The following is a 19614-nucleotide window of genomic DNA, read 5'->3' on the forward strand; positions in this document are numbered from 1 at the left end:
TCTTTAATCTATTACTACTCATTTGCTTTAGCCCTTTCAGGGCAATATTCACTGCTTCTTAATTCGTAGTGCGATGCACTACGTTATTACTTTAAGGCTTTCAGCCTATTTTTAAAGGTTTCAAATCACAAAATTTATAAAAATAATCTTTCACAACTTTACCTAATAACTCTTTTTTTTGCTAAAGCCATCTCGGAATCAAACAAAAAAACCGTTGGTTAAAACCAACGGCTATGCATATCATTAATTCGTGAAAATTTGTGAATTCGCGGTTATAAATCCTAATGTTCCCCATATCCTATATCATCCATCTTCCCACTGAATACGCGGTATTGAATAATAAAATAGATAATCACCAAAAACAAAGCGATAAAAAACCAACTCATTCCGGCATTCAATCCGTATTCGTGCGCCGCAGTGTTATAAATAGTTAAGGACGGATTCACTTTATTAGTCGAAGGTAAAACATTCGGAAAAATGGAAACGGCAGTTGAAGCAAATCCACCTACCAAAAACAGAGATGAAAACAAAAATCCATAACCGTCTTTTTTCCACGAACGTACTTTGAATAATCCTAAAATCCCAACAAAAGTCATCAATGGAAAAAACCAAAGAATTGGATTCTCTACAAAATTATGAAAAGGCTTTGGTTCAATAAAGTGCCAGATTTGCAACGAAATACAAACCAAAACCAGCAAGACAATATTCAATTTAAAAACAACATTTTTAAGCTGTGGATTCAATGCTGAATTGGTTTTAAAGATGATCCAGTTTGCGCCGTGGATGGTTAAAGAAACCACACTCACAATTCCCAGGAAAAGTGTAAACCAGTCGATAATTCCCAATTCACTTGCCTGCGGACTAAATGTTGGATTCCACAATGGCAAAAAGAAATAATGTGCCTCCTGAGTCGAAACGCCATTGGTTACCATTCCAAGATTGACTCCGCGCACGATATTTCCTAAAGCAATTCCGAAGAACAAAGCCAAAAGCAAACTTGCAATTCCGAAAGCCTTATCCCAGATTGCTTCCCACATGGGATGATGCACCTGTCCGCGCATTTCCAAACCAATGGCGCGAAAGATCAGCAACCATAAAATCATGATCAAAGGCAGATAAAATCCGCTGAAAGAAGAAGCATACAAAGTAGGGAAAGCAAAAAACAAAACCCCTCCTGCAGCGATAATCCATACTTCGTTGGCATCCCAAAACGGACCGATTGCATTTGTAATTGCTTTTTTGTCTTTTTCAGTTTTGGCAAAAAATAAATGAATAATTCCTGCTCCAAAATCATAACCGTCTAACACAATATAAACGGCCAAAATTCCCATTAAAACTACGTACCAAAAAAATTCCATACTTATATATTTTCAGTTATGACTTCAGTGTGAGGTCCTTTATTGATAATTTTTCCAATCAAAAGCAAAAACAGCATTCCAAGCAAAAGATACAATCCTATAAATCCCAACAAAGTAAACAGGGTATTTCCGGAAGATACCGTTGGAGAGGCTCCGGCTGCTGTTCGCATTAAATTATAAACAAGCCAGGGTTGTCTTCCCAGCTCCGCCGTATACCATCCGGTAGTATTGGCAATGTAGGGAAACGGCATCATAAAAAGCAAAGACCAGAGAATCCACTTGGTTTCGTACAATTTACCTCTGATCAATTGAAACAAGGCCAAAGACATCAAACCAATAAAAAGCGTTCCAAGTCCCACCATAATATGATAGGCATAGTATAACCCTGAAATATTAGTAGGATGAAGATCTTCTTCAAACTGATCCAAGCCTTTAATTTCCTGCTCCCAGTTTCCATAAGTCAGGAAACTTAAAATATTAGGTACGGCAATTTTATTATCCAATTTTTTGTCTTTCACATCGGGCTGACCGATTAAAACAATTTCAGAACCTTTTTTCTCGGTATGAAAAATCCCTTCCATAGCCGCAAAGGTCACAGGTTGGTATTTCACCACATTTTTGGCCAATAAATCTCCCGTCGGAACAGCCACAATCATACTGGCAATCAATCCAAAGATCACTCCCGTTTTAAGAAACAGTTTTCCAAAAACAATATTCTTTTTGCTTAAAATATAGAAAGAACCAATTCCTGCCACTACAAAAGAACTTGTCACTAAAGAAGCGGCCTGATTGTGTAAATAGGATGGCCATAACCAAGGATTTAGAAACAGTGCTTTGAAATTGGTCAACACGAATTTTCCGTTCTCCAAAATCTCGTAACCTACCGGATTCTGCATCCACGAATGTGTTGCGATAATTAAGTAACCACTGGCCCAGGAACCGATACAAATGAGTAATCCGGTGACAAAATGCCATTTATGTCCCAATAATTTTTCTCCAAACAAAAACAGACCTAAAAAAGAGGATTCCAGAAAAAACGAAAACATACCTTCCATGGCTAATGTCTGACCGATAATCCCTCCGGTTAACTCGGAGAACTTTGCCCAGTTGGTTCCAAACTGAAACTCCATCGGAATTCCGGTTACCACCCCCATCGCAAAATTCAGGGCGAAGATTTTCATCCAGAAATGGGTGGCGTGATTGTATTGTTCGTTTTTAGTTTTGAGATATTTCCATTTGAAGTACACAATGATCAGCGAAAGACCCATTGTAAGTTGCGGAAAAAGATAGTGGAAAGTAATTGTGAAGGCAAATTGCATTCGGTCATAAAAAAGCATTTCTTCCATAGTGGTATTTTATTTATGAAGTCCCACAAATTTACCCATTAAAACCCGAAATTCCTGCCTTTAAAAAAAGTTTATCCCCTGATAATTGTTAAACTTTTCAACAATTTAGTTGTACAAACTGCACTTATGTTTTTAAACCAGAATTGTCATTTCGACCGAAGGAATAAATCGCATTAGGAAATCCGCAAACAAAATCGCTAATCTTTGTCGAGCTTCTTGTGTCATTGCGTGCGATTTCTCCCTTCGGTCGAAATGACAAGATTATCCATACTATTCTTTCTTCAAAATCCCCTTTTCAATACTTTCGTTTATTAATCCTTCGGCATAACTCCATAATATTTTAGAACCTTCTTTTATCACGCTCTTTTTCTCGTGCACTTTATCATAACTTACACCAAACTCTTTCCAGGTTCCTCCATTGTTAGAAGTATTCTGCAACAAAGGCTCTAAACGATCCATCGATCTGGCAAATTTAGCTTCGTTAGTTTCACCTGCTTCAAATTCTTCCCAAATAGCAATTAATTCTTCGGCCTGTTTTTTCGGTAGCAAACCAAAAATACGATTCGCCGCCAATCGTTCTTCATCAGTATTAGAATGATTTTTCTGTGAATCATATATAAAGGTATCACCTGCATCAATTTCTACAATATCGTGTATCAAAACCATTTTCACGACTTTCAGAACATCAATTGGTTCATCTGAATGTTCGGCCAAAACGATTGCCATTAAAGCCAAATGCCAACTGTGTTCTGCATCATTTTCGTTTCGGTCACTATGAAACAGCTTCGTTTTTCGCTGAATGTATTTTACCTTATCAATTTCTTTTATAAAAGCAATCTGATTCAATAAATCTTCTGTTTTCATCTTTTTAACTGTTTATTGGTTTTAAAATGACATTCGTCATATGCAAAATTATAAGTTAAAGCTTAATTGCACGGGTTTAAATCAAATAATATAACTTGTATGATAAAATCCGCTTTTTATTTCACCCCCAAATTAAATTTCTGTAACAATAGTCACTTAATTTCCCGAAAAACAGACTTACCTTTGTATCACATTATTTTAGATTTCAAATCATGAAAATAGAACAAATTTACACCGGATGCCTTGCGCAGGGTGCCTATTATATTACTTCAAATGGCGAAGCCGCAATTATTGATCCGTTAAGAGAAATTCAGCCTTACTTAGACCGTTTAGAGCGTGATCAGGTAAAATTGAAATATATTTTTGAAACGCATTTTCACGCCGATTTTGTTTCCGGACATGTCGATTTAAGCAAAGAAACTCAGGCACCAATCGTTTACGGACCCAACGCTGCCTGCGAATTTGACTGTATTTCGGCAAAAGATGGACAGGAATTCAAAATTGGAAATATCACCATCAAAGTGCTGCATACTCCGGGTCACACTATGGAAAGCACCACTTATTTACTGATTGATGAAAACGGAAAAGATCACGCCATTTTCTCCGGAGATACTTTATTTATCGGAGATGTTGGACGCCCGGATTTGGCTCAGAAAGCAGCCGGGATGACACAGGACCAATTGGCTGGGATTTTATACCATTCGTTACGAGATAAAATTATGACTTTGGCCGATGATGTGATCGTTTATCCTGCCCATGGTGCGGGAAGCGCCTGCGGAAAAAACATGAGCAAAGAAACGGTTTCTACAATAGGAAATCAGAAAGTAAATAACTATGCGTTGCGCGCTAATATGACCGAAGCTGAATTTATTGCTGAAGTCACAGACGGTTTATTGCCTCCTCCAGCCTATTTCAGTATGAATGTGGCGATGAACAAACAAGGTTACGAAAGTTTTGAAACGGTTTTGTACAATGGAATGAAAACCATAAAAGCAGAAGAATTTGAAGCCGTAGCTGAAGAAACAGGTGCTTTGATTCTGGATACCAGAAGTGCTGCCAATTTTAGTAAAGGATTTATTCCGCAATCTATTAATATTGGAATCAATGGCGATTTTGCTCCTTGGGTTGGAACTTTAATTGGTGATGTAAAACAGCCTATTATATTGGTGACAGAAACCGGTCTTGAAGAAGAAACTGTAACCCGTTTAAGCCGCGTAGGATTTGACACGATTATTGGTCACTTAGAAGGCGGTTTTGAAGCCTGGGAAAAAGCAGGTTACGAAATTGATACTGTAAACAGAATCACTGCTCAACAATTTTCAAATGAGTTCAAATTCGGAGAAGACAAAGTAATCGACATTCGTAAAGAAACAGAATATGCTGCAGAGCACATCGAAGATGCGTATAGCAAACCGCTGGCTTATATTAATGATTGGGTAAAAGACATTAACCCAAACGAACATTTTTATCTGCATTGCGCCGGAGGATATCGCAGTATGATTGCCGCTTCGATTTTACAGGCTCGCGGTTTCAGAAATTTTAGCGAAATTGAAGGCGGTTTTGGAGCCATTTCTAAAACAGAAATTCCGAAATCAGATTTTGTTTGTCAAAGTAAAGTGCTGAAATAAAGTTACTGAGGCTCTAAGTCGCTAAGATTCTAAGATTTTACCTTTGAAATTTAACGACGAGACCTTATTAATAAAACACTTAAAAATACAACTCAGAACCTTAGAATCTTAGTAACTTAGAACCTCAAAAAAAATGCTTGAAATCTTAAAAGAACCTTGGCCTTGGTATGTTTCCGGGCCGTTAATCGGATTAACTGTTCCTGTTTTATTGATTCTTGGAAATAAATCCTTCGGAATCAGTTCGTCACTTCGTCACATTTGTGCGGCTTGTATTCCTGCCAATATTTCTTTCTTTAAATACGACTGGAAAAAAGAAAGCTGGAATTTATTTTTCGTTTTTGGAATCTTCCTGGGTGGAGTCATTGCGGCTTATTTCCTGGCAAATCCAAATCCAATAGAAATTAGTCCCGAATTATCAACGAAATTAGCTGCCTACGGAATCACCGATCATAACGGTTTGGTTCCTGCACAATTATTCTCTTGGGAAAGTTTATTCACACTTCGTGGTTTTATCATGATTGTGGTAGGCGGATTTCTGGTAGGTTTTGGAACACGTTATGCCGGCGGATGTACTAGCGGACATGCCATTATGGGAATTTCAAATTTACAGTGGCCATCTTTAGTAGCGACAATCTGTTTTATGATTGGAGGCTTTGTAATGACACTTTTGATCTTACCTTATATTCTTTCACTTTAAAATTTCAAAAATGAGTTTAGAAAATAAAACAGTCGACGGCGAGGGAATCAATGCAAGCCAGAAAAAAGAAACGGTCTTTGGAAATCTTAAATATTTAATTGTTGGTATCTTTTTCGGAATCGTATTCGTAAAAACTGAAATCATAAGCTGGTTCCGTATTCAGGAAATGTTCCATCTTGAATCATTTCATATGTACGGTGTAATTGGAAGTGCAGTTGCTGTTGGAGTAATCTCTGTATTTCTTATTAAAAAGTTCGACATAAAAACACTGCAAGGCGAAAAAATCGAAATTCAACCCAAAACATTCAGTAAAGGACAAATTTATGGAGGTCTTTTATTTGGTTTTGGATGGGCCATTACAGGTGCTTGTCCGGGGCCTTTATTTGCCCAAATTGGTACTGGTGCAACTGTTATTATTGTAACGCTGATAAGTGCCATCTTTGGAACCTGGGTTTATGGTCTTATTAAAGACAAATTGCCTCATTAATATTCTTACTTATATTATACACATCAAACCCAACAAGTTTTAAAAACCTGTTGGGTTTACTAATAGCTAACAGATGACTCACATTACCGAAAACTTAATTTTAAGAAAAGCGATTATTTCTGACGTGCCTTTCATTTGGGAGATTCTGCAAGATGCTATCGAACAGCGAAGACTTGACGGAAGTACACAATGGCAGGACGGTTATCCTAATGAGCTTACCATTCATACCGATATTGAAAATGATCATGGGTACGTACTTACAGAAAACGACACTATTTTATCTTATGCGGCGATTCTTTTTGATAAAGAACCGGCCTACGAAGTCATAGAAGGCCAATGGCTCACTGACGGCGATTATGGAGCTGTTCATCGGGTAGCCGTATCAAAACTCGCAAAAGGTAAAGGTATTGCAACCAAACTGTTTGAAAAGATAGAAAGTTTATGCCTCAAACAGAACATATACAGTATAAAGGTAGACACGAATTTTGACAATATTCCAATGCTTAAAATTTTAGACAGACTGGAGTACACCTATTGTGGCGAAGTTTTTTTCAGAGGAGGAGCGCGAAAAGCGTTTGAAAAAAAACTGATTTAGAAAATAGAATCACAAAATAAAACAAATAGACCCGACAGATTTCAAAATCCTCTGTCGGGTTTTATTTTGTCTGCGATTACGTTCTGTCGTTTTTTTAATACATTTTTTTCTACTAAGAGTATTATCTTCATTTTACTTTCATTAAGTTTACAATACCAGATTTAATCTTACAAAAAAGCGAACCAATCACAGTCCTATGAAACGCTCAGAACAATTGTCGAAACTAGAAAATACGGAACACTGGGATGTAATCATAATTGGCGGGGGAGCAAGCGGTTTGGGGACTGCTCTTGATGCCGCAAGCCGGGGTTATAAGACCATTTTGCTTGAAGCAGTCGATTTTGCAAAAGGAACCTCCAGCCGAAGTACTAAATTAGTTCATGGCGGTGTTCGCTATTTAGAGCAGGGAAATATTCATCTGGTCATCGAAGCCTTAAAAGAAAGAGGTTTACTTGCCAAAAATGCCGGCCATTTAGTAAAAAATCAATCTTTTATAATTCCGAATTACAACTTCTTTGCCGGTTTATTCTACACCATCGGATTGACTGTTTATGATTTATTGGCAGGGCGTTTAAGTTTGGGGCGATCAAAATACCTTTCCAGAAAAAAAACAATTGAAATGCTTCCTGCTGTAGCAGAAAGAAATCTAACCAATGGTGTAATTTATCATGATGGTCAATTTGACGATTCCCGACTGGCGATAAACATTGCTCAAACGGCTATTGAAAAAGGAGCCTGCCTTTTAAATTATGTCAAAGTTGTTAATTTACTAAAGAATGATAACAACCAAATCATCGGTGTTGAAGCCATAAATCATGAAACTGGCAAGAAGTACGAAATCAAAGGGTCGGCTATCATTAATGCGACCGGAGTTTTTACAAATGCCATCATGAAACTTAACGACACTGTATACAAAAAATACATTGTGCCAAGTCAGGGAATTCATCTTGTATTTGATCAATCCTTTTTGCCTGGTGAACACGCTTTGATGATCCCTAAAACAAGTGATGGAAGAGTTTTGTTTGCTGTTCCCTGGCACAATCGAATTGTAGTCGGAACCACTGATACTTTAATTCGAAAACACAGTCTCGAACCCATTGCATTAGAAAGTGAAATTGAATTTGTTTTAGAAACCGCTCAACGTTTTTTGGCTAAAAAACCCACAAGAGCCGATGTTTTATCTGTTTTTGCCGGTTTACGACCTTTGGCTGCACCGGAAGAAGAAGGCAAAAGCACCAAAGAAGTTTCCCGAAGCCATAAAATCATAGTTTCAGAAACCGGATTAATCACAATTACCGGAGGCAAATGGACTACTTACAGAAAGATCTCTGAGGATATTATCGATAAGGCTATCAAAATAGGCAAACTGCCTAAAAAAACTTGTATTACCGAGCATCTTCCGATTCATGGAAATAAAGCCACTACAAATTCAGACAGAACAAATCATTTATATATCTATGGATCAGACCTTCCCGAGATAATAGAACTACAGAAGAGAGAGCCTGAACTGAAAGAAAAATTACATCCGGATCACGAATTTACAATGGCCGAAGTTGTTTGGGCTATTCGATATGAAATGGCAAGAACGGTAGATGACATTCTCGCAAGACGTGTTCGCTTGTTGTTCTTAGATGCCAGAGCTGCCATAGCTTCTTCTGAAAAAGTAGCGCGCCTTCTGGCAAAGGAACTCGGACATGATGAAACCTGGATCCTTAGAGAAATGACCAACTTTCATGGAATTGCAAAAGGTTTTCTTCTAAAAGAATTTCAATAGATTTTTATTAACTTAAGAATATAAGATCATGCAGGACAAATTAATTCTGGCTTTGGATCAGGGAACTACTTCTTCCAGAGCCATTGTATTCAATCATAAAGGAGAAATAGTCAGTATTTCTCAAAAGCCATTTAAACAAATTTTTCCAAAACCGGGATGGGTTGAACATGATCCTAACGAAATCTGGTCTTCGCAAGTTAGTGTCGCTGCCGAAGTAATAGCAAAAGTTGGAATTACGGGCCGCGAAATTGCAGCCATAGGAATTACCAACCAACGGGAAACTACCATTGTCTGGGATCGCGAAACAAGTGAACCTGTCTACAAGGCTATTGTCTGGCAAGACCGCAGAACGGCAAAATACTGCGACGAACTAAAAGCAAAAGGACATACAGAAATGATCCAGAAAAAAACCGGATTAATTCTCGATGCTTATTTCTCCGGAACCAAAGTAAAATGGATATTAGACAATGTTCCCGGAGCACGCGAAAAAGCAGAACAGGGAAAACTTTGTTTTGGAACTGTAGATACCTGGTTAATTTGGAAACTAACCCGAAGTAAATTGTTTATGACGGACGTTTCTAATGCCAGCAGAACTTTATTATTCAATATAAATACTCTGGACTGGGACGACGAGTTGCTGGCATTATTTGATATTCCGAGAGCTATGTTGCCAGAAGTAAAAGAAAGCAGTGCTATATATGGAGAAACGAGCACTACCCTATTCTCGACAAAAATTCCAATTAGCGGGGTCGCCGGAGATCAGCAGGCAGCCCTTTTTGGTCAACTGTGTACCAACTCCGGAATGATTAAAAACACGTATGGAACAGGCTGTTTTATGCTGATGAATACCGGTGAAAAACCTATTTTTTCAGCGCACAACTTATTAACTACAATTGCATGGAAAATCAACGGAAAAACTACCTATGCACTAGAAGGCAGTGTTTTTGTTGGAGGTGCGGCCGTACAATGGTTACGAGACGGCGCAAAAATAATCAATTCATCAGATGAAATCGAAGCTCTCGCAGCAACTGTGCCTGACAATGGTGGTATTTATTTTGTTCCTGCTTTGACCGGTTTAGGAGCTCCGCATTGGGATCAATACGCGAGAGGTGCCATCGTTGGAATCACCAGAGGTACAACAAATGCACATATTGCCAGAGCCACTTTAGAAGGAATTGCTTATCAGGTAAACGATCTGCTCAAAGCTATGGAAGCAGATTCCGGATACAAAGGAATAGAACTACGGGTAGACGGTGGCGCTGCCGCAAATAATTTATTAATGCAATTTCAATCAGACATATTTGGTTCTAATGTAACCCGGCCTACCACATTAGAAACTACCGCTTTGGGAGCCGCATATCTGGCAGGACTAGCTGTGGGATATTGGTCTGGTTTGGACGATCTGAAAGAACAATGGTCAATAGACCAAGTATTTTCTCCAAAAATGGATCAGGCAAAAGTAGACTTATTGGTCAAAAACTGGGACAGAGCTGTTGGCCGCGCCTCGCATTGGATTGAAGAATAAATTTTAATTACTAACTAAACCGTAAAAAATGACTCCTTTTATAGCAGAAATTTTAGGCACAATGATTATGATTTTATTAGGGAATGGCGTTGTGGCAAACGTCTTACTTAAAGATACCAAAGGAAACAATTCGGGTTGGATGGTGATCACATCAGCTTGGGCATTTGCCGTTTTTGTGGGCGTTACTATTGCGGGACCAATTAGCGGTGCTCATTTAAATCCTATTGTTACATTAGGTTTAGCCCTAATTGGAAAATTCACCTGGAATTTGGTTCCTGTTTACATCCTTGCTCAAATGATTGGAGCAATGTCAGGTGCTTTTTTAGTGTGGTTGTCTCATAAAGATCATTTTGCAGCAACAGAAGATGAAGGAACTACACTTGCCTGTTTCTCCACCTCACCCGCAATCAGAAACAATCTCTCCAACTTAATCAGTGAAGTAATTGCGACTTTTGTCTTACTATTTTCAGTTTTTTATATTGCGGGACCAAGTTTGCAAATCGCAACCGATGCTAATGCAACAATTGGCTTAGGAACCATTGGAGCGCTTCCGGTAGCGATAGTCGTCTGGGCAATTGGTCTGTCGCTAGGAGGCACTACAGGTTATGCTATAAATCCGGCAAGAGATTTAGGTCCGAGAATCATGCATGCTATTTTACCTATAAAAGGAAGCAGTAACTGGACGTATGCCTGGATTCCTATTGTAGGCCCCATAATTGGTTCGGGATTAGCTGCCGCACTATATCTGGCAATTAATTAATGCTTAACACACTGAAAGTTCTAAAATTTAGGGCTCCTGGATTTCTCCTATTATGAGCTCGCGTGAGGGATAGAAGCTATCTGCCGAAGCAGTGCGGATAGCCCGACAGCATCCTGATAAGAGGGCGTATAAGCACAACGTAACTTTGCCCTCTTATCAGGATGGTGGCACGCCCTGGTCACCATTAAATTATTTCTTTATATAAGATTTTACCAAGGTTTAATTTTTTGAAAAAGCTTAGTTCGTTTTAAATAAACATTAAATAATTCGCAAATCTTACATTAAATTAAAAACTTATAGTATTTTTACTTTAGTTCTATAGGGTATATGAAGTTTAAAATCAGCGTTATTTTTAATTAACAAAAAATTAACGATACATTTGTATATACAAATATGAAAAGTTATACATTTGTATATACAAATTATACACTTACGACTATGACAATTGAAGAGGTTATAAAAAGTACAGTTAAGATGGATAATGCGAGAAAAGTTATTCTGAATATCATGTACACGCAAAATGTGATTCAGGATCATTTCAACGAATTGATAAAACCGTATGATCTGTCCGGAGAGCAATATAATGTACTGCGTATATTAAGAGGACAAAAAGGAAACCCTGCTAATATGTGTGTGATACAGGAGCGTATGCTGGCCAAAACAAGCAACACGACCCGATTAGTAGACAAATTATTATTGAAAGATTTCGTTACCAGAAATGTTTGTCCCGGTAATCGACGTAAAATTGAAGTTCTAATCACCCAAAAGGGATTGGATGTATTGAAAGAATTAGATCCAAAAGTAGACGAGCACGAGCGTTTGTTTGCTAAGAACATAAGCCCAGAAGAATTAGAATTATTAAACCAATTATTAGAGAAATACAGAACCCAACAAAATTAAAATTATGAGTACATTATTAGACAATCTAAACTGGAGATATGCTACAAAGAAATTTGATGCCACCAAAAAAATATCTTCACAAGATTTAAACACTTTAAAAGAAGCTGTTAGATTAAGTGCTTCTTCATACGGATTACAACCCTACAAAGTTATTATCGTTGAAAATCCGGAAATCAGAGAAAAATTAAAAGCTGCTGCTTACGGACAGACACAAATTACAGATGCTTCTCAAATCTTTATTTTCGCTAACGACTTAAATCTTGGAGCAGATTCTGTAGATGCTTACATCAACACCATAAGTGAAACAAGAGGAGTCCCTGCTGACGCTTTAGGCGGATTCAGTGACATGATGAAAGGTACTATTTCAAATCTTTCTGTTGAAGCTAAAAATATCTGGACAGCAAAACAAACTTATATCGCTTTAGGTACTTTATTGACTGCCGCTTCTGAATTAAAAATCGATGCAACTCCAATGGAAGGGTTTAATGCTGCTGCATTTAATGAAATTTTAGGTTTTGACAAATTAGGCCTAAACACTTCTGTTATTGCAACTGTAGGATACAGACATGATGAGGACGAAACTCAACACTACAAAAAAGTTAGAAAATCACACGAGAATTTATTTATCACTATATAATTATTATTAATCAAAATCAATTTTAACAAAATGAAAAATTTAAAGACAATTGCAATAGCATTATTCGTAGCAGTAGCTGGACTTTCAGTAAACGCACAAACTAAAAAAATCGACGTAAAAGCAAGTACTATCAAATGGGTAGGTAAAAAAGTAACCGGAGAGCACTCAGGAACTGTAAACTTCAAAGAAGGAGCTGTAGTTTTCAAAGGAAAAAAATTAACAGGTGGTAACTTCACTGTTGATATGACTTCATTAACAGCAACAGATTTGACAGGAGAGTACCAAGGAAAATTAAACGGTCACTTAAAAGCTGACGATTTCTTTGGAACTGAGAAATTCCCAACTGCAAAATTAGTTTTCAAAACTATCGGAGCAAAATCTACTGATGTTTACACAGTAACTGCTGATTTAACTATAAAAGGAATCACTAAACCTGTAACTTTTGATATCGCTGTGAAAGGAAATACTGCTACAACAGCTTTCAAAGTGGACAGAACTAAATACGATATCAAATACAACTCTGGTAACTTCTTCCAAAACTTAGGAGACAAAACTATCAATGACGAATTTGAATTGACTGTAGCTTTAAAATTCTAATAGCATAAAAAACAGCAATTCTTATTATTATAAGAAAAACCCCAATAGTTTAACACTGTTGGGGTTTATTTTTGCGTTTTTCCCAAAAAAATAACATTCATAATATTCCCCTAACGCTTTCGTAATACCATACTGGGCTTTGATTAACATTGGCCTTCTACTTTTGAACTTATTAAAAATCAAAAACTAGAAATCAAAATCATAGTTATGAAAGCAAAAATACATCTTATAGTTGTCACGGTTCTTAGTACTTTTTTTCTACAGGCACAACAACAGCCTAAAGGTATTATTGGTACCTCAAACTGGATGAACAACTGGACCAATTTTAAACCTGCCAATACCGAATATAGCGAAGCCACAAACATTATTGCAGGGACCATTAACAAGGACACCAAACTCCTTAAACGCAATACATATCAATTAGTTGGAGTTGTTTACGTTACCAACAATGCCGTATTATCTATCGAACCGGGAACTGTAATACGAGGCGACGATAAAACATGTGGAACTTTGGTCATTACAAACGGATCAAAAATTGTAGCCGAAGGTTTAGAAACAGATCCTATTGTTTTTACTTCCAATAAAGAAACGACCCAAAGAAAACCGGGAGACTGGGGTGGAATTATCATCTTGGGAAAAGCACCAATCAACACCCTTGGAGGAGTACATACTTTACCTTTTGATCTTGAACCAATGCTAAACCACTATGGCGGTCAGGATGCAGAAGACAACTCGGGAGTTTTAAAATATGTACGAATTGAATATTCCGGACGAAAACTAAGTGCTGCCAAAGAACTTAACGGACTTTCCCTTGCCGGAGTGGGAAAAAAAACAATTTTAAGCAATATTCAGATTAGTTACTCTAATGATGACTCTTTCGAATGTTACGGAGGAGATTTAAACCTGAACAATCTGGTTTCTTATCGCACCACCGATGATGATTTTGATTTCACTCAGGGTGCACAAATCAACATCAATAACAGTATTGCCATTCGTCATCCCTTTTCATCGGATATTTCGGGCTCAAGATGTTTTGAAGTTGATTCTTATGACAAAATTGGAAATACAGACATGAGCAAAAAATTGACTAAAATTAATGCCAGTAATATTACGCTTATAAATCTGGAAGAAAACAATCAGGGACTTGTGAGAGAATCTGTTTACGTCAGAGAGAACACTTTTTTTAATTTTACAAACAGTATTGTTTCCGGATTTACGCCTTTTGTTCTACTAGAAGGAAATATTGGAAACGGCGAGGTTAACTTGGGGAAAATTACCTTCAAAAACTTAATCGTCAATAACTGTAATGGTGGAATCACAAGTGAAGCTGGCGGAGCAAATACTGCAATTGAAAGTTATTACAACAATCCTATTTTTGACATTAACTTTACTAAAATCAAAAACAGCGAATTGTTTACAACACCAAATATCAAAGGAAGTCCGGACTTTAGGATGAACGTAAACAACACCATAGCCATTGGTAACTAAGGCCTTAAAACAACCTCGTAGCAACAAAATTTAACAAATTTTAAAATTTAGAAAAGATTTTTTTGACTTTTTATGTCTTGTAATTCAAATTACATTTATATATTTGTGAAATCAAAATAAGATATGAAAACAATAATGAACAATACTTGGTGGTGGAAGAATTTACGTCAAACGTCGTGAACAAAGCTTCCTATGGTATTGTAAAACTATAAATATAAAAGGCTTGTCATCACGACAAGCCTTTTTTTTTGGTCTAAACTCTGATAAGAAAATCTATTAAAAATAAAAAAACGAAATACTTTGAAACCATTTACACTCAACACACACTACAAACAAATTCTGGCAGACACCATTACACCAGTAAGTGTTTACTTTAAAATTCGGGACAAGTTCCCAAATAGCTTACTATTGGAAAGCAGTGATTATCACGGAAATGACAACAGTTTCTCTTACATCTGCTGCAATCCCATTGCAACCATTAAAATTGAGAACGAAACTATTTTAAAAACTTTTCCTGACGGAACTAAAGAACGAATCTCTATCGACAGTTCAACGAATATTCCGGAAATTATTCAGGAATTTTCAAGCCAATTCCAATCAGAGAAAAATGATTTTAAATTTATCAATAATGGTTTATTTGGATACATCTCTTACGATGCCGTTCGTTATTTTGAAAAAGTTTCGATTGCCAAAAAAGACAGAGCTACTTTAATTCCGGATGTGTTTTATGCTGTTTATCAAAATATCATTGCCATCAATCACTTTAAAAATGAAGCGTACATTTTTTGCCATAGTGTTGATGGAAGAAATAATATTTCGGAGATCGAACAATTGTTACAATCCAGAAATATAGCCTCTTATAAATTCACCAAAGAAGGTGAAGGTTTCTCTAATTTAACCGATGAAGAATTCAAACACAATGTAGCTTTAGCCAAAAAACACTGTTTCCGTGGAGATGTTTTTCAACTGGTACTTTCACGTCGTTTTACCCAAGGTTTCAAAGGCGATGAATTCAACGTATATCGTGCCTTACGAAGCATAAATCCTTCTCCGTACTTATTCTTCTTCGATTATGGCGATTTCAAAATATTCGGATCTTCACCTGAGGCACAAATAATTGTAAAAAATAGAAAAGCCGAAATTCATCCTATAGCCGGAACTTTTAAAAGAACCGGAAATGACGAACAGGACGCTGTTTTAGCCAAACAACTTTCAGAAGATAAAAAGGAAAACAGCGAACACGTGATGCTTGTCGATTTGGCCAGAAATGATTTAAGTCGAAATGGACATGATGTAAATGTTGAAAAATACAGAGAAGTTCAGTTTTTCTCGCATGTAATTCATTTGGTTTCAAAAGTAACCGGTTATTTACATGAAAAAGCAACCACTATGCAGGTGGTAGCCGATACTTTCCCGGCAGGAACCTTAAGTGGAGCTCCAAAACACAGAGCCATGCAACTGATCGAAGATTATGAAAAAACAAATCGTAATTTCTATGGAGGAGCCATTGGGTTCATGGATTTTGAAGGTAATTTCAATCACGCTATTATGATTCGAACCTTCCTGAGTAAAAATCATCAATTACACTGCCAGGCTGGTGCCGGAATTGTTGCCAGTTCTGATGAAGAAAGTGAAATGCAGGAAGTTTACAACAAACTAAGAGCCTTGAATACAGCCTTAGAGATGGCGGAGAAAATATAAGTTTTTTTGTTTCAGGTTTTATTTCCGTTGCAACAACGTGAAACCTGAAACCTGAAACTTGAAACTTGAAACAAAACTAAAAAACAACCATAAACACAACCTAAAAAACGATGAAGAACATTATTCCATTTTTGATTGCCATTGTATTATTTACTTCCTGTGAAGCTAAAAAAGAATCGAACACACTTCCTTTAAGCGGAACCTGGCGTCTGATATCAGCTGAAACCACCGAAAAAGATTCTACGTTCTCGACTTTCAATCCAAAAACAAAAATGATTAAAATTATAAATGATAGCCATTTTGCTTTTTTCAATCATGATTTAAATAACGGTAAGGATTCAACAAATGCAGTTTTCTTTGGCGGAGGTGGAAAATACACTTTAAAAGACAGTATTTATACCGAAAATCTGGAATACTTCAATAACCGTCAATGGGAAAACAATAAGTTTGAGTTTGTTGTAAAAATTAAAAACGATACGCTGATTCAAAAGGGAATCGAAAAATTAGAAAAATTAGGAATCGATCGAATTATCACTGAAAAGTATGTTCGGGAAAAATAAAAATTAGTTTCAGGTTTTCTTTGTTTCAGGTTTCAAGTTGTTGAAACCTGAAACCTGAAACCTGAGACTTGAAACAAAAAACACAATGAAAAAAATATTAGTTATAGACAATTACGATAGTTTCACTTATAATTTAGTACACTATCTGGAAGATTTGAACTGTGAAGTTACCGTATACAGAAACGATGAATTTGACATTGAAGAAATCGCCTCTTTTGATAAAATATTACTTTCTCCGGGTCCGGGAATTCCGGATGAAGCGGGATTATTGAAAGCCGTGATTCAAAAATACGCTCCAACAAAAAGTATTCTAGGCGTTTGTTTAGGACAACAAGCTATTGGAGAGGTTTTTGGCGGAACCCTTTCTAACCTTGATAAAGTTTATCACGGCGTTGCTACAAATGTAAAAACAGTAGTTTCAGACGAAATTTTGTTCGAAGGTTTAGGCAGTGAATTTGAGGTCGGTCGATACCATTCCTGGGTTGTTGATGCCAACTTGCCAGATGTTCTTGAAGCCACTTCAGTTGATGAAAACGGACAAATCATGTCGTTAAGACACAAAACTTTTGATGTTCGCGGAGTACAATTCCATCCGGAAAGTGTACTTACACCAAAAGGAAAAAGGATTTTAGAGAATTGGATTAAGAGTTAGACATTAGCCAAAAGTTTTAAAGTCGAAAGTCCCAAAGTCAAATACTTCACCTTTCCTATTAAAACTTAAAACAGTAATCAATTCCAAAAAAACATCAAATTTTGAAGACTTTATGACCTTCGACTTTAGACTTTAAGACTTAAATAAATGAAAAACATACTAAATAAATTAATCAATCACGAAGTGCTTTCGAAAGAAGAAGCCAAAGATGTATTGATCAACATTTCAAGCGGGGCTTACAACCCAAGTCAGATTTCGGCATTTTTGACTGTATTTATGATGCGAAGCATTACGATTGATGAGCTTTCCGGGTTTCGCGAAGCTTTATTAGAATTGTGTATTCGTGTGGATTTATCGGCCTACAATGCTATTGATTTGTGCGGAACGGGTGGTGATGGAAAAGATACTTTCAACATTTCGACTTTAGCTTCATTCGTAGCTGCCGGAGCAGGAATAAAGGTAGCAAAACATGGAAATTATGGGGTATCCTCTATTTCGGGATCAAGCAACGTGATGGAAAAAATGGGTATAAAATTCAGCAATGATCCGTCATTTTTAGAAAAATGTATCGATCAGGCAGGAATTTGTGTTTTACACGCTCCTTTATTTCACCCTGCCATGAAAAATGTCGGACCAATCCGAAAAGAGCTGGCTGTAAAAACATTTTTTAACATGTTAGGTCCAATGGTAAACCCATCTTTCCCTAAAAATCAATTAGTTGGTGTTTTCAATTTAGAATTAGCGAGAATGTATGCTTATTTATATCAAAACACCGATGTTAACTTTACCATCCTTCATTCACTTGACGGTTACGACGAAATCTCATTAACTGGTCCAACAAAAATCATTACAAGCGATATGGAAGGCATGTTGAAACCGGAGGATTTCAACGTCCGTCTTTTATCGCAAAGAGAAATTGAGGGAGGAAGAACCATCGAAGAATCAGCAGATATGTTTGTCAGCATTATTTCCGGAAAAGGAAGTGAGGCTCAGAATAATGTGGTTTGTGCAAATGCAGCAATGGCCATTTCAACCGTAACCAAATGCTCACCTCAGGAAGGTTTTAAGCAGGCCAAAGAAAGTTTGTTTTCCGGAAAAGGACATCAAGTGCTTAAAAAATTACAAGAACTAAGTAAGTAAAAAATAGTTTCAAGTCTTTTTTGTTTCAGGTTTCAAGTTGTTGAAACCGGAAACTTGAAACCTGAAACCTGAAATCAATAAAATAATGAACATTTTAGATAAAATAATTGTAGATAAAAAACGAGAAGTCGTCCTTAAAAAATCAATCATTCCCGTTTCACAATTGGAAGCTTCTGTATTTTTTGGAAGAGAAACGATTTCTCTAAGTCAAAAACTGAAGACAAGTTCGACAGGAATAATTGCGGAGCACAAACGCCGTTCACCGTCTAAATCTGTAATCAATCATAGCTTCACAGTAGAAGAAGTTGTTAAAGGATATGAGAATGCTGGCGCCTGTGGAATTTCAGTTTTAACCGACGGGAAATACTTTGGCGGTTCATTAGACGATTTACTTCTGGCAAGAGCAAGTGTAAATATTCCGCTTTTGCGAAAAGAGTTTATTGTCGATGAATATCAGATTTTAGAAGCCAAAGCGTACGGAGCCGATTTAATTTTACTGATTGCGGCCGTTTTAACCCGCGAAGAAATCAAATCGTTATCGGAATTTGCTAAACAATTAGGATTAGAAGTTTTACTGGAAGTACACAATCAGGAAGAACTAGAGAAATCTATAATGCCAAGTCTAGATATGATTGGCGTGAACAACAGAAATCTGAAAACTTTTGAAGTAAGCCTGGATTTCAGCAAACAGCTGGCCTCTCAAATCCCGAATGATTTTGTAAAAGTTTCAGAAAGCGGAATTTCCTCTATTGAAGCCATTTCGGAATTAAGACCCTATGGTTACAGTGGTTTCCTAATCGGAGAAAACTTTATGAAAACAGACAATGCCGGTCAGGCAGCAACTGAATTTATTAGACAGCTGTATGCTGTAAGCTTTAAGCCGTAAGCTGAAAACCGAAAAACTT

General features: G+C 36.9%; 19 protein-coding genes. 16 read left to right on the forward strand and 3 right to left on the reverse strand.

The genetic code is table 11. The features are described 5' to 3' along the window. Positions 1 to 281: 281 nt before the first annotated feature. From cydB to B0A80_RS03380, 3 genes are all read right to left on the reverse strand, one after another. The gene (gene cydB / locus B0A80_RS03370) at positions 282 to 1358 is read right to left on the reverse strand and encodes a cytochrome d ubiquinol oxidase subunit II (RefSeq protein ID WP_089076416.1); all 1077 of its coding nucleotides are present in this window, start codon (positions 1356 to 1358) and stop codon (positions 282 to 284) included. Between the two features lie 2 nt (positions 1359 to 1360). Continuing rightward, positions 1361 to 2704 carry a cytochrome ubiquinol oxidase subunit I gene (locus B0A80_RS03375; RefSeq protein ID WP_089076417.1) on the reverse strand — a complete coding sequence of 448 codons (1344 nt, stop codon included), beginning with the start codon at positions 2702 to 2704 and terminating at the stop codon, positions 1361 to 1363. 270 nt (positions 2705 to 2974) lie between these two features. Then, positions 2975 to 3568, reverse strand: a complete 594-nt coding sequence (locus tag B0A80_RS03380; RefSeq protein ID WP_089076418.1) for an HD domain-containing protein — start codon at positions 3566 to 3568, stop codon at positions 2975 to 2977. Between the two features lie 212 nt (positions 3569 to 3780). Between B0A80_RS03380 and B0A80_RS03385 the strand changes: the two genes are divergently transcribed. From B0A80_RS03385 to trpC, 16 genes are all read left to right on the forward strand, one after another. Further along, a complete protein-coding gene (locus tag B0A80_RS03385; protein WP_089076419.1) occupies positions 3781 to 5196 on the forward strand; it encodes an MBL fold metallo-hydrolase in 1416 nt (471 codons plus the stop codon). Between the two features lie 133 nt (positions 5197 to 5329). Beyond that, positions 5330 to 5893 (forward strand): YeeE/YedE family protein, encoded by a 564-nt coding sequence (locus tag B0A80_RS03390; RefSeq protein WP_017495271.1) that lies wholly within the window; start codon positions 5330 to 5332, stop codon positions 5891 to 5893. 10 nt (positions 5894 to 5903) lie between these two features. Then, positions 5904 to 6380, forward strand: coding sequence for a DUF6691 family protein (locus B0A80_RS03395; protein WP_089076420.1), 477 nt, complete (start codon positions 5904 to 5906; stop codon positions 6378 to 6380). 73 nt (positions 6381 to 6453) lie between these two features. Further along, positions 6454 to 6975 (forward strand): GNAT family N-acetyltransferase, encoded by a 522-nt coding sequence (locus B0A80_RS03400; protein ID WP_083342539.1) that lies wholly within the window; start codon positions 6454 to 6456, stop codon positions 6973 to 6975. Between the two features lie 196 nt (positions 6976 to 7171). Then, positions 7172 to 8749, forward strand: coding sequence for a glycerol-3-phosphate dehydrogenase/oxidase (locus tag B0A80_RS03405; RefSeq protein ID WP_089076421.1), 1578 nt, complete (start codon positions 7172 to 7174; stop codon positions 8747 to 8749). Positions 8750 to 8777: 28 nt separating this feature from the next. Next, entirely contained in the window at positions 8778 to 10274 is a 1497-nt protein-coding gene (gene glpK, locus B0A80_RS03410; RefSeq protein WP_089076422.1) for a glycerol kinase GlpK, read from the forward strand. A 28-nt stretch (positions 10275 to 10302) separates the two neighbouring features. Beyond that, positions 10303 to 11034, forward strand: a complete 732-nt coding sequence (locus B0A80_RS03415; RefSeq protein ID WP_089076423.1) for an MIP/aquaporin family protein — start codon at positions 10303 to 10305, stop codon at positions 11032 to 11034. A 438-nt stretch (positions 11035 to 11472) separates the two neighbouring features. Further along, positions 11473 to 11934, forward strand: coding sequence for a MarR family winged helix-turn-helix transcriptional regulator (locus B0A80_RS03420; protein WP_017495265.1), 462 nt, complete (start codon positions 11473 to 11475; stop codon positions 11932 to 11934). Between the two features lie 4 nt (positions 11935 to 11938). Beyond that, positions 11939 to 12571: an NAD(P)H-dependent oxidoreductase gene (locus B0A80_RS03425; RefSeq protein WP_070907400.1), complete on the forward strand. Its 633-nt coding sequence runs from the start codon at positions 11939 to 11941 to the stop codon at positions 12569 to 12571. Between the two features lie 30 nt (positions 12572 to 12601). Then, positions 12602 to 13168, forward strand: a complete 567-nt coding sequence (locus tag B0A80_RS03430; protein WP_017495263.1) for a YceI family protein — start codon at positions 12602 to 12604, stop codon at positions 13166 to 13168. Positions 13169 to 13375: 207 nt separating this feature from the next. Continuing rightward, the gene (locus B0A80_RS03435; protein WP_070907401.1) at positions 13376 to 14656 is read left to right on the forward strand and encodes a hypothetical protein; all 1281 of its coding nucleotides are present in this window, start codon (positions 13376 to 13378) and stop codon (positions 14654 to 14656) included. Positions 14657 to 14956: 300 nt separating this feature from the next. After that, a complete protein-coding gene (locus tag B0A80_RS03440; RefSeq protein WP_089076424.1) occupies positions 14957 to 16357 on the forward strand; it encodes an anthranilate synthase component I family protein in 1401 nt (466 codons plus the stop codon). Positions 16358 to 16467: 110 nt separating this feature from the next. Further along, the gene (locus B0A80_RS03445; RefSeq protein WP_089076425.1) at positions 16468 to 16917 is read left to right on the forward strand and encodes a hypothetical protein; all 450 of its coding nucleotides are present in this window, start codon (positions 16468 to 16470) and stop codon (positions 16915 to 16917) included. A gap of 85 nt (positions 16918 to 17002) precedes the next feature. Beyond that, positions 17003 to 17569: an anthranilate synthase component II gene (locus tag B0A80_RS03450; RefSeq protein ID WP_089076426.1), complete on the forward strand. Its 567-nt coding sequence runs from the start codon at positions 17003 to 17005 to the stop codon at positions 17567 to 17569. A gap of 147 nt (positions 17570 to 17716) precedes the next feature. Further along, positions 17717 to 18709, forward strand: coding sequence for an anthranilate phosphoribosyltransferase (gene trpD, locus B0A80_RS03455; protein ID WP_089076427.1), 993 nt, complete (start codon positions 17717 to 17719; stop codon positions 18707 to 18709). An 85-nt stretch (positions 18710 to 18794) separates the two neighbouring features. Next, the gene (gene trpC, locus B0A80_RS03460) at positions 18795 to 19595 is read left to right on the forward strand and encodes an indole-3-glycerol phosphate synthase TrpC (protein ID WP_089076428.1); all 801 of its coding nucleotides are present in this window, start codon (positions 18795 to 18797) and stop codon (positions 19593 to 19595) included. Positions 19596 to 19614 lie beyond the last annotated feature (19 nt).

It is taken from the genome of Flavobacterium tructae, assembly GCF_002217475.1.
GTDB classification, from domain to species: Bacteria; Bacteroidota; Bacteroidia; order Flavobacteriales; family Flavobacteriaceae; genus Flavobacterium; species Flavobacterium tructae.

What these genes read in the sequence shown, in the direction of transcription:
- B0A80_RS03400 (WP_083342539.1), top strand. Translation starts at nt 6,454, where the DNA reads ATGACTCACATTACCGAAAACTTAATTTTAAGAAAAGCGATTATTTCT.
- cydB (WP_089076416.1), bottom strand. Translation starts at nt 1,358, where the DNA reads ATGGAATTTTTTTGGTACGTAGTTTTAATGGGAATTTTGGCCGTTTAT.
- B0A80_RS03435 (WP_070907401.1), top strand. Translation starts at nt 13,376, where the DNA reads ATGAAAGCAAAAATACATCTTATAGTTGTCACGGTTCTTAGTACTTTT.
- B0A80_RS03420 (WP_017495265.1), top strand. Translation starts at nt 11,473, where the DNA reads ATGACAATTGAAGAGGTTATAAAAAGTACAGTTAAGATGGATAATGCG.
- B0A80_RS03430 (WP_017495263.1), top strand. Translation starts at nt 12,602, where the DNA reads ATGAAAAATTTAAAGACAATTGCAATAGCATTATTCGTAGCAGTAGCT.
- B0A80_RS03390 (WP_017495271.1), top strand. Translation starts at nt 5,330, where the DNA reads ATGCTTGAAATCTTAAAAGAACCTTGGCCTTGGTATGTTTCCGGGCCG.
- B0A80_RS03425 (WP_070907400.1), top strand. Translation starts at nt 11,939, where the DNA reads ATGAGTACATTATTAGACAATCTAAACTGGAGATATGCTACAAAGAAA.
- B0A80_RS03385 (WP_089076419.1), top strand. Translation starts at nt 3,781, where the DNA reads ATGAAAATAGAACAAATTTACACCGGATGCCTTGCGCAGGGTGCCTAT.
- B0A80_RS03415 (WP_089076423.1), top strand. Translation starts at nt 10,303, where the DNA reads ATGACTCCTTTTATAGCAGAAATTTTAGGCACAATGATTATGATTTTA.
- trpD (WP_089076427.1), top strand. Translation starts at nt 17,717, where the DNA reads ATGAAAAACATACTAAATAAATTAATCAATCACGAAGTGCTTTCGAAA.
- B0A80_RS03375 (WP_089076417.1), bottom strand. Translation starts at nt 2,704, where the DNA reads ATGGAAGAAATGCTTTTTTATGACCGAATGCAATTTGCCTTCACAATT.
- B0A80_RS03380 (WP_089076418.1), bottom strand. Translation starts at nt 3,568, where the DNA reads ATGAAAACAGAAGATTTATTGAATCAGATTGCTTTTATAAAAGAAATT.
- B0A80_RS03395 (WP_089076420.1), top strand. Translation starts at nt 5,904, where the DNA reads ATGAGTTTAGAAAATAAAACAGTCGACGGCGAGGGAATCAATGCAAGC.
- B0A80_RS03405 (WP_089076421.1), top strand. Translation starts at nt 7,172, where the DNA reads ATGAAACGCTCAGAACAATTGTCGAAACTAGAAAATACGGAACACTGG.
- B0A80_RS03445 (WP_089076425.1), top strand. Translation starts at nt 16,468, where the DNA reads ATGAAGAACATTATTCCATTTTTGATTGCCATTGTATTATTTACTTCC.
- glpK (WP_089076422.1), top strand. Translation starts at nt 8,778, where the DNA reads ATGCAGGACAAATTAATTCTGGCTTTGGATCAGGGAACTACTTCTTCC.
- B0A80_RS03450 (WP_089076426.1), top strand. Translation starts at nt 17,003, where the DNA reads ATGAAAAAAATATTAGTTATAGACAATTACGATAGTTTCACTTATAAT.
- trpC (WP_089076428.1), top strand. Translation starts at nt 18,795, where the DNA reads ATGAACATTTTAGATAAAATAATTGTAGATAAAAAACGAGAAGTCGTC.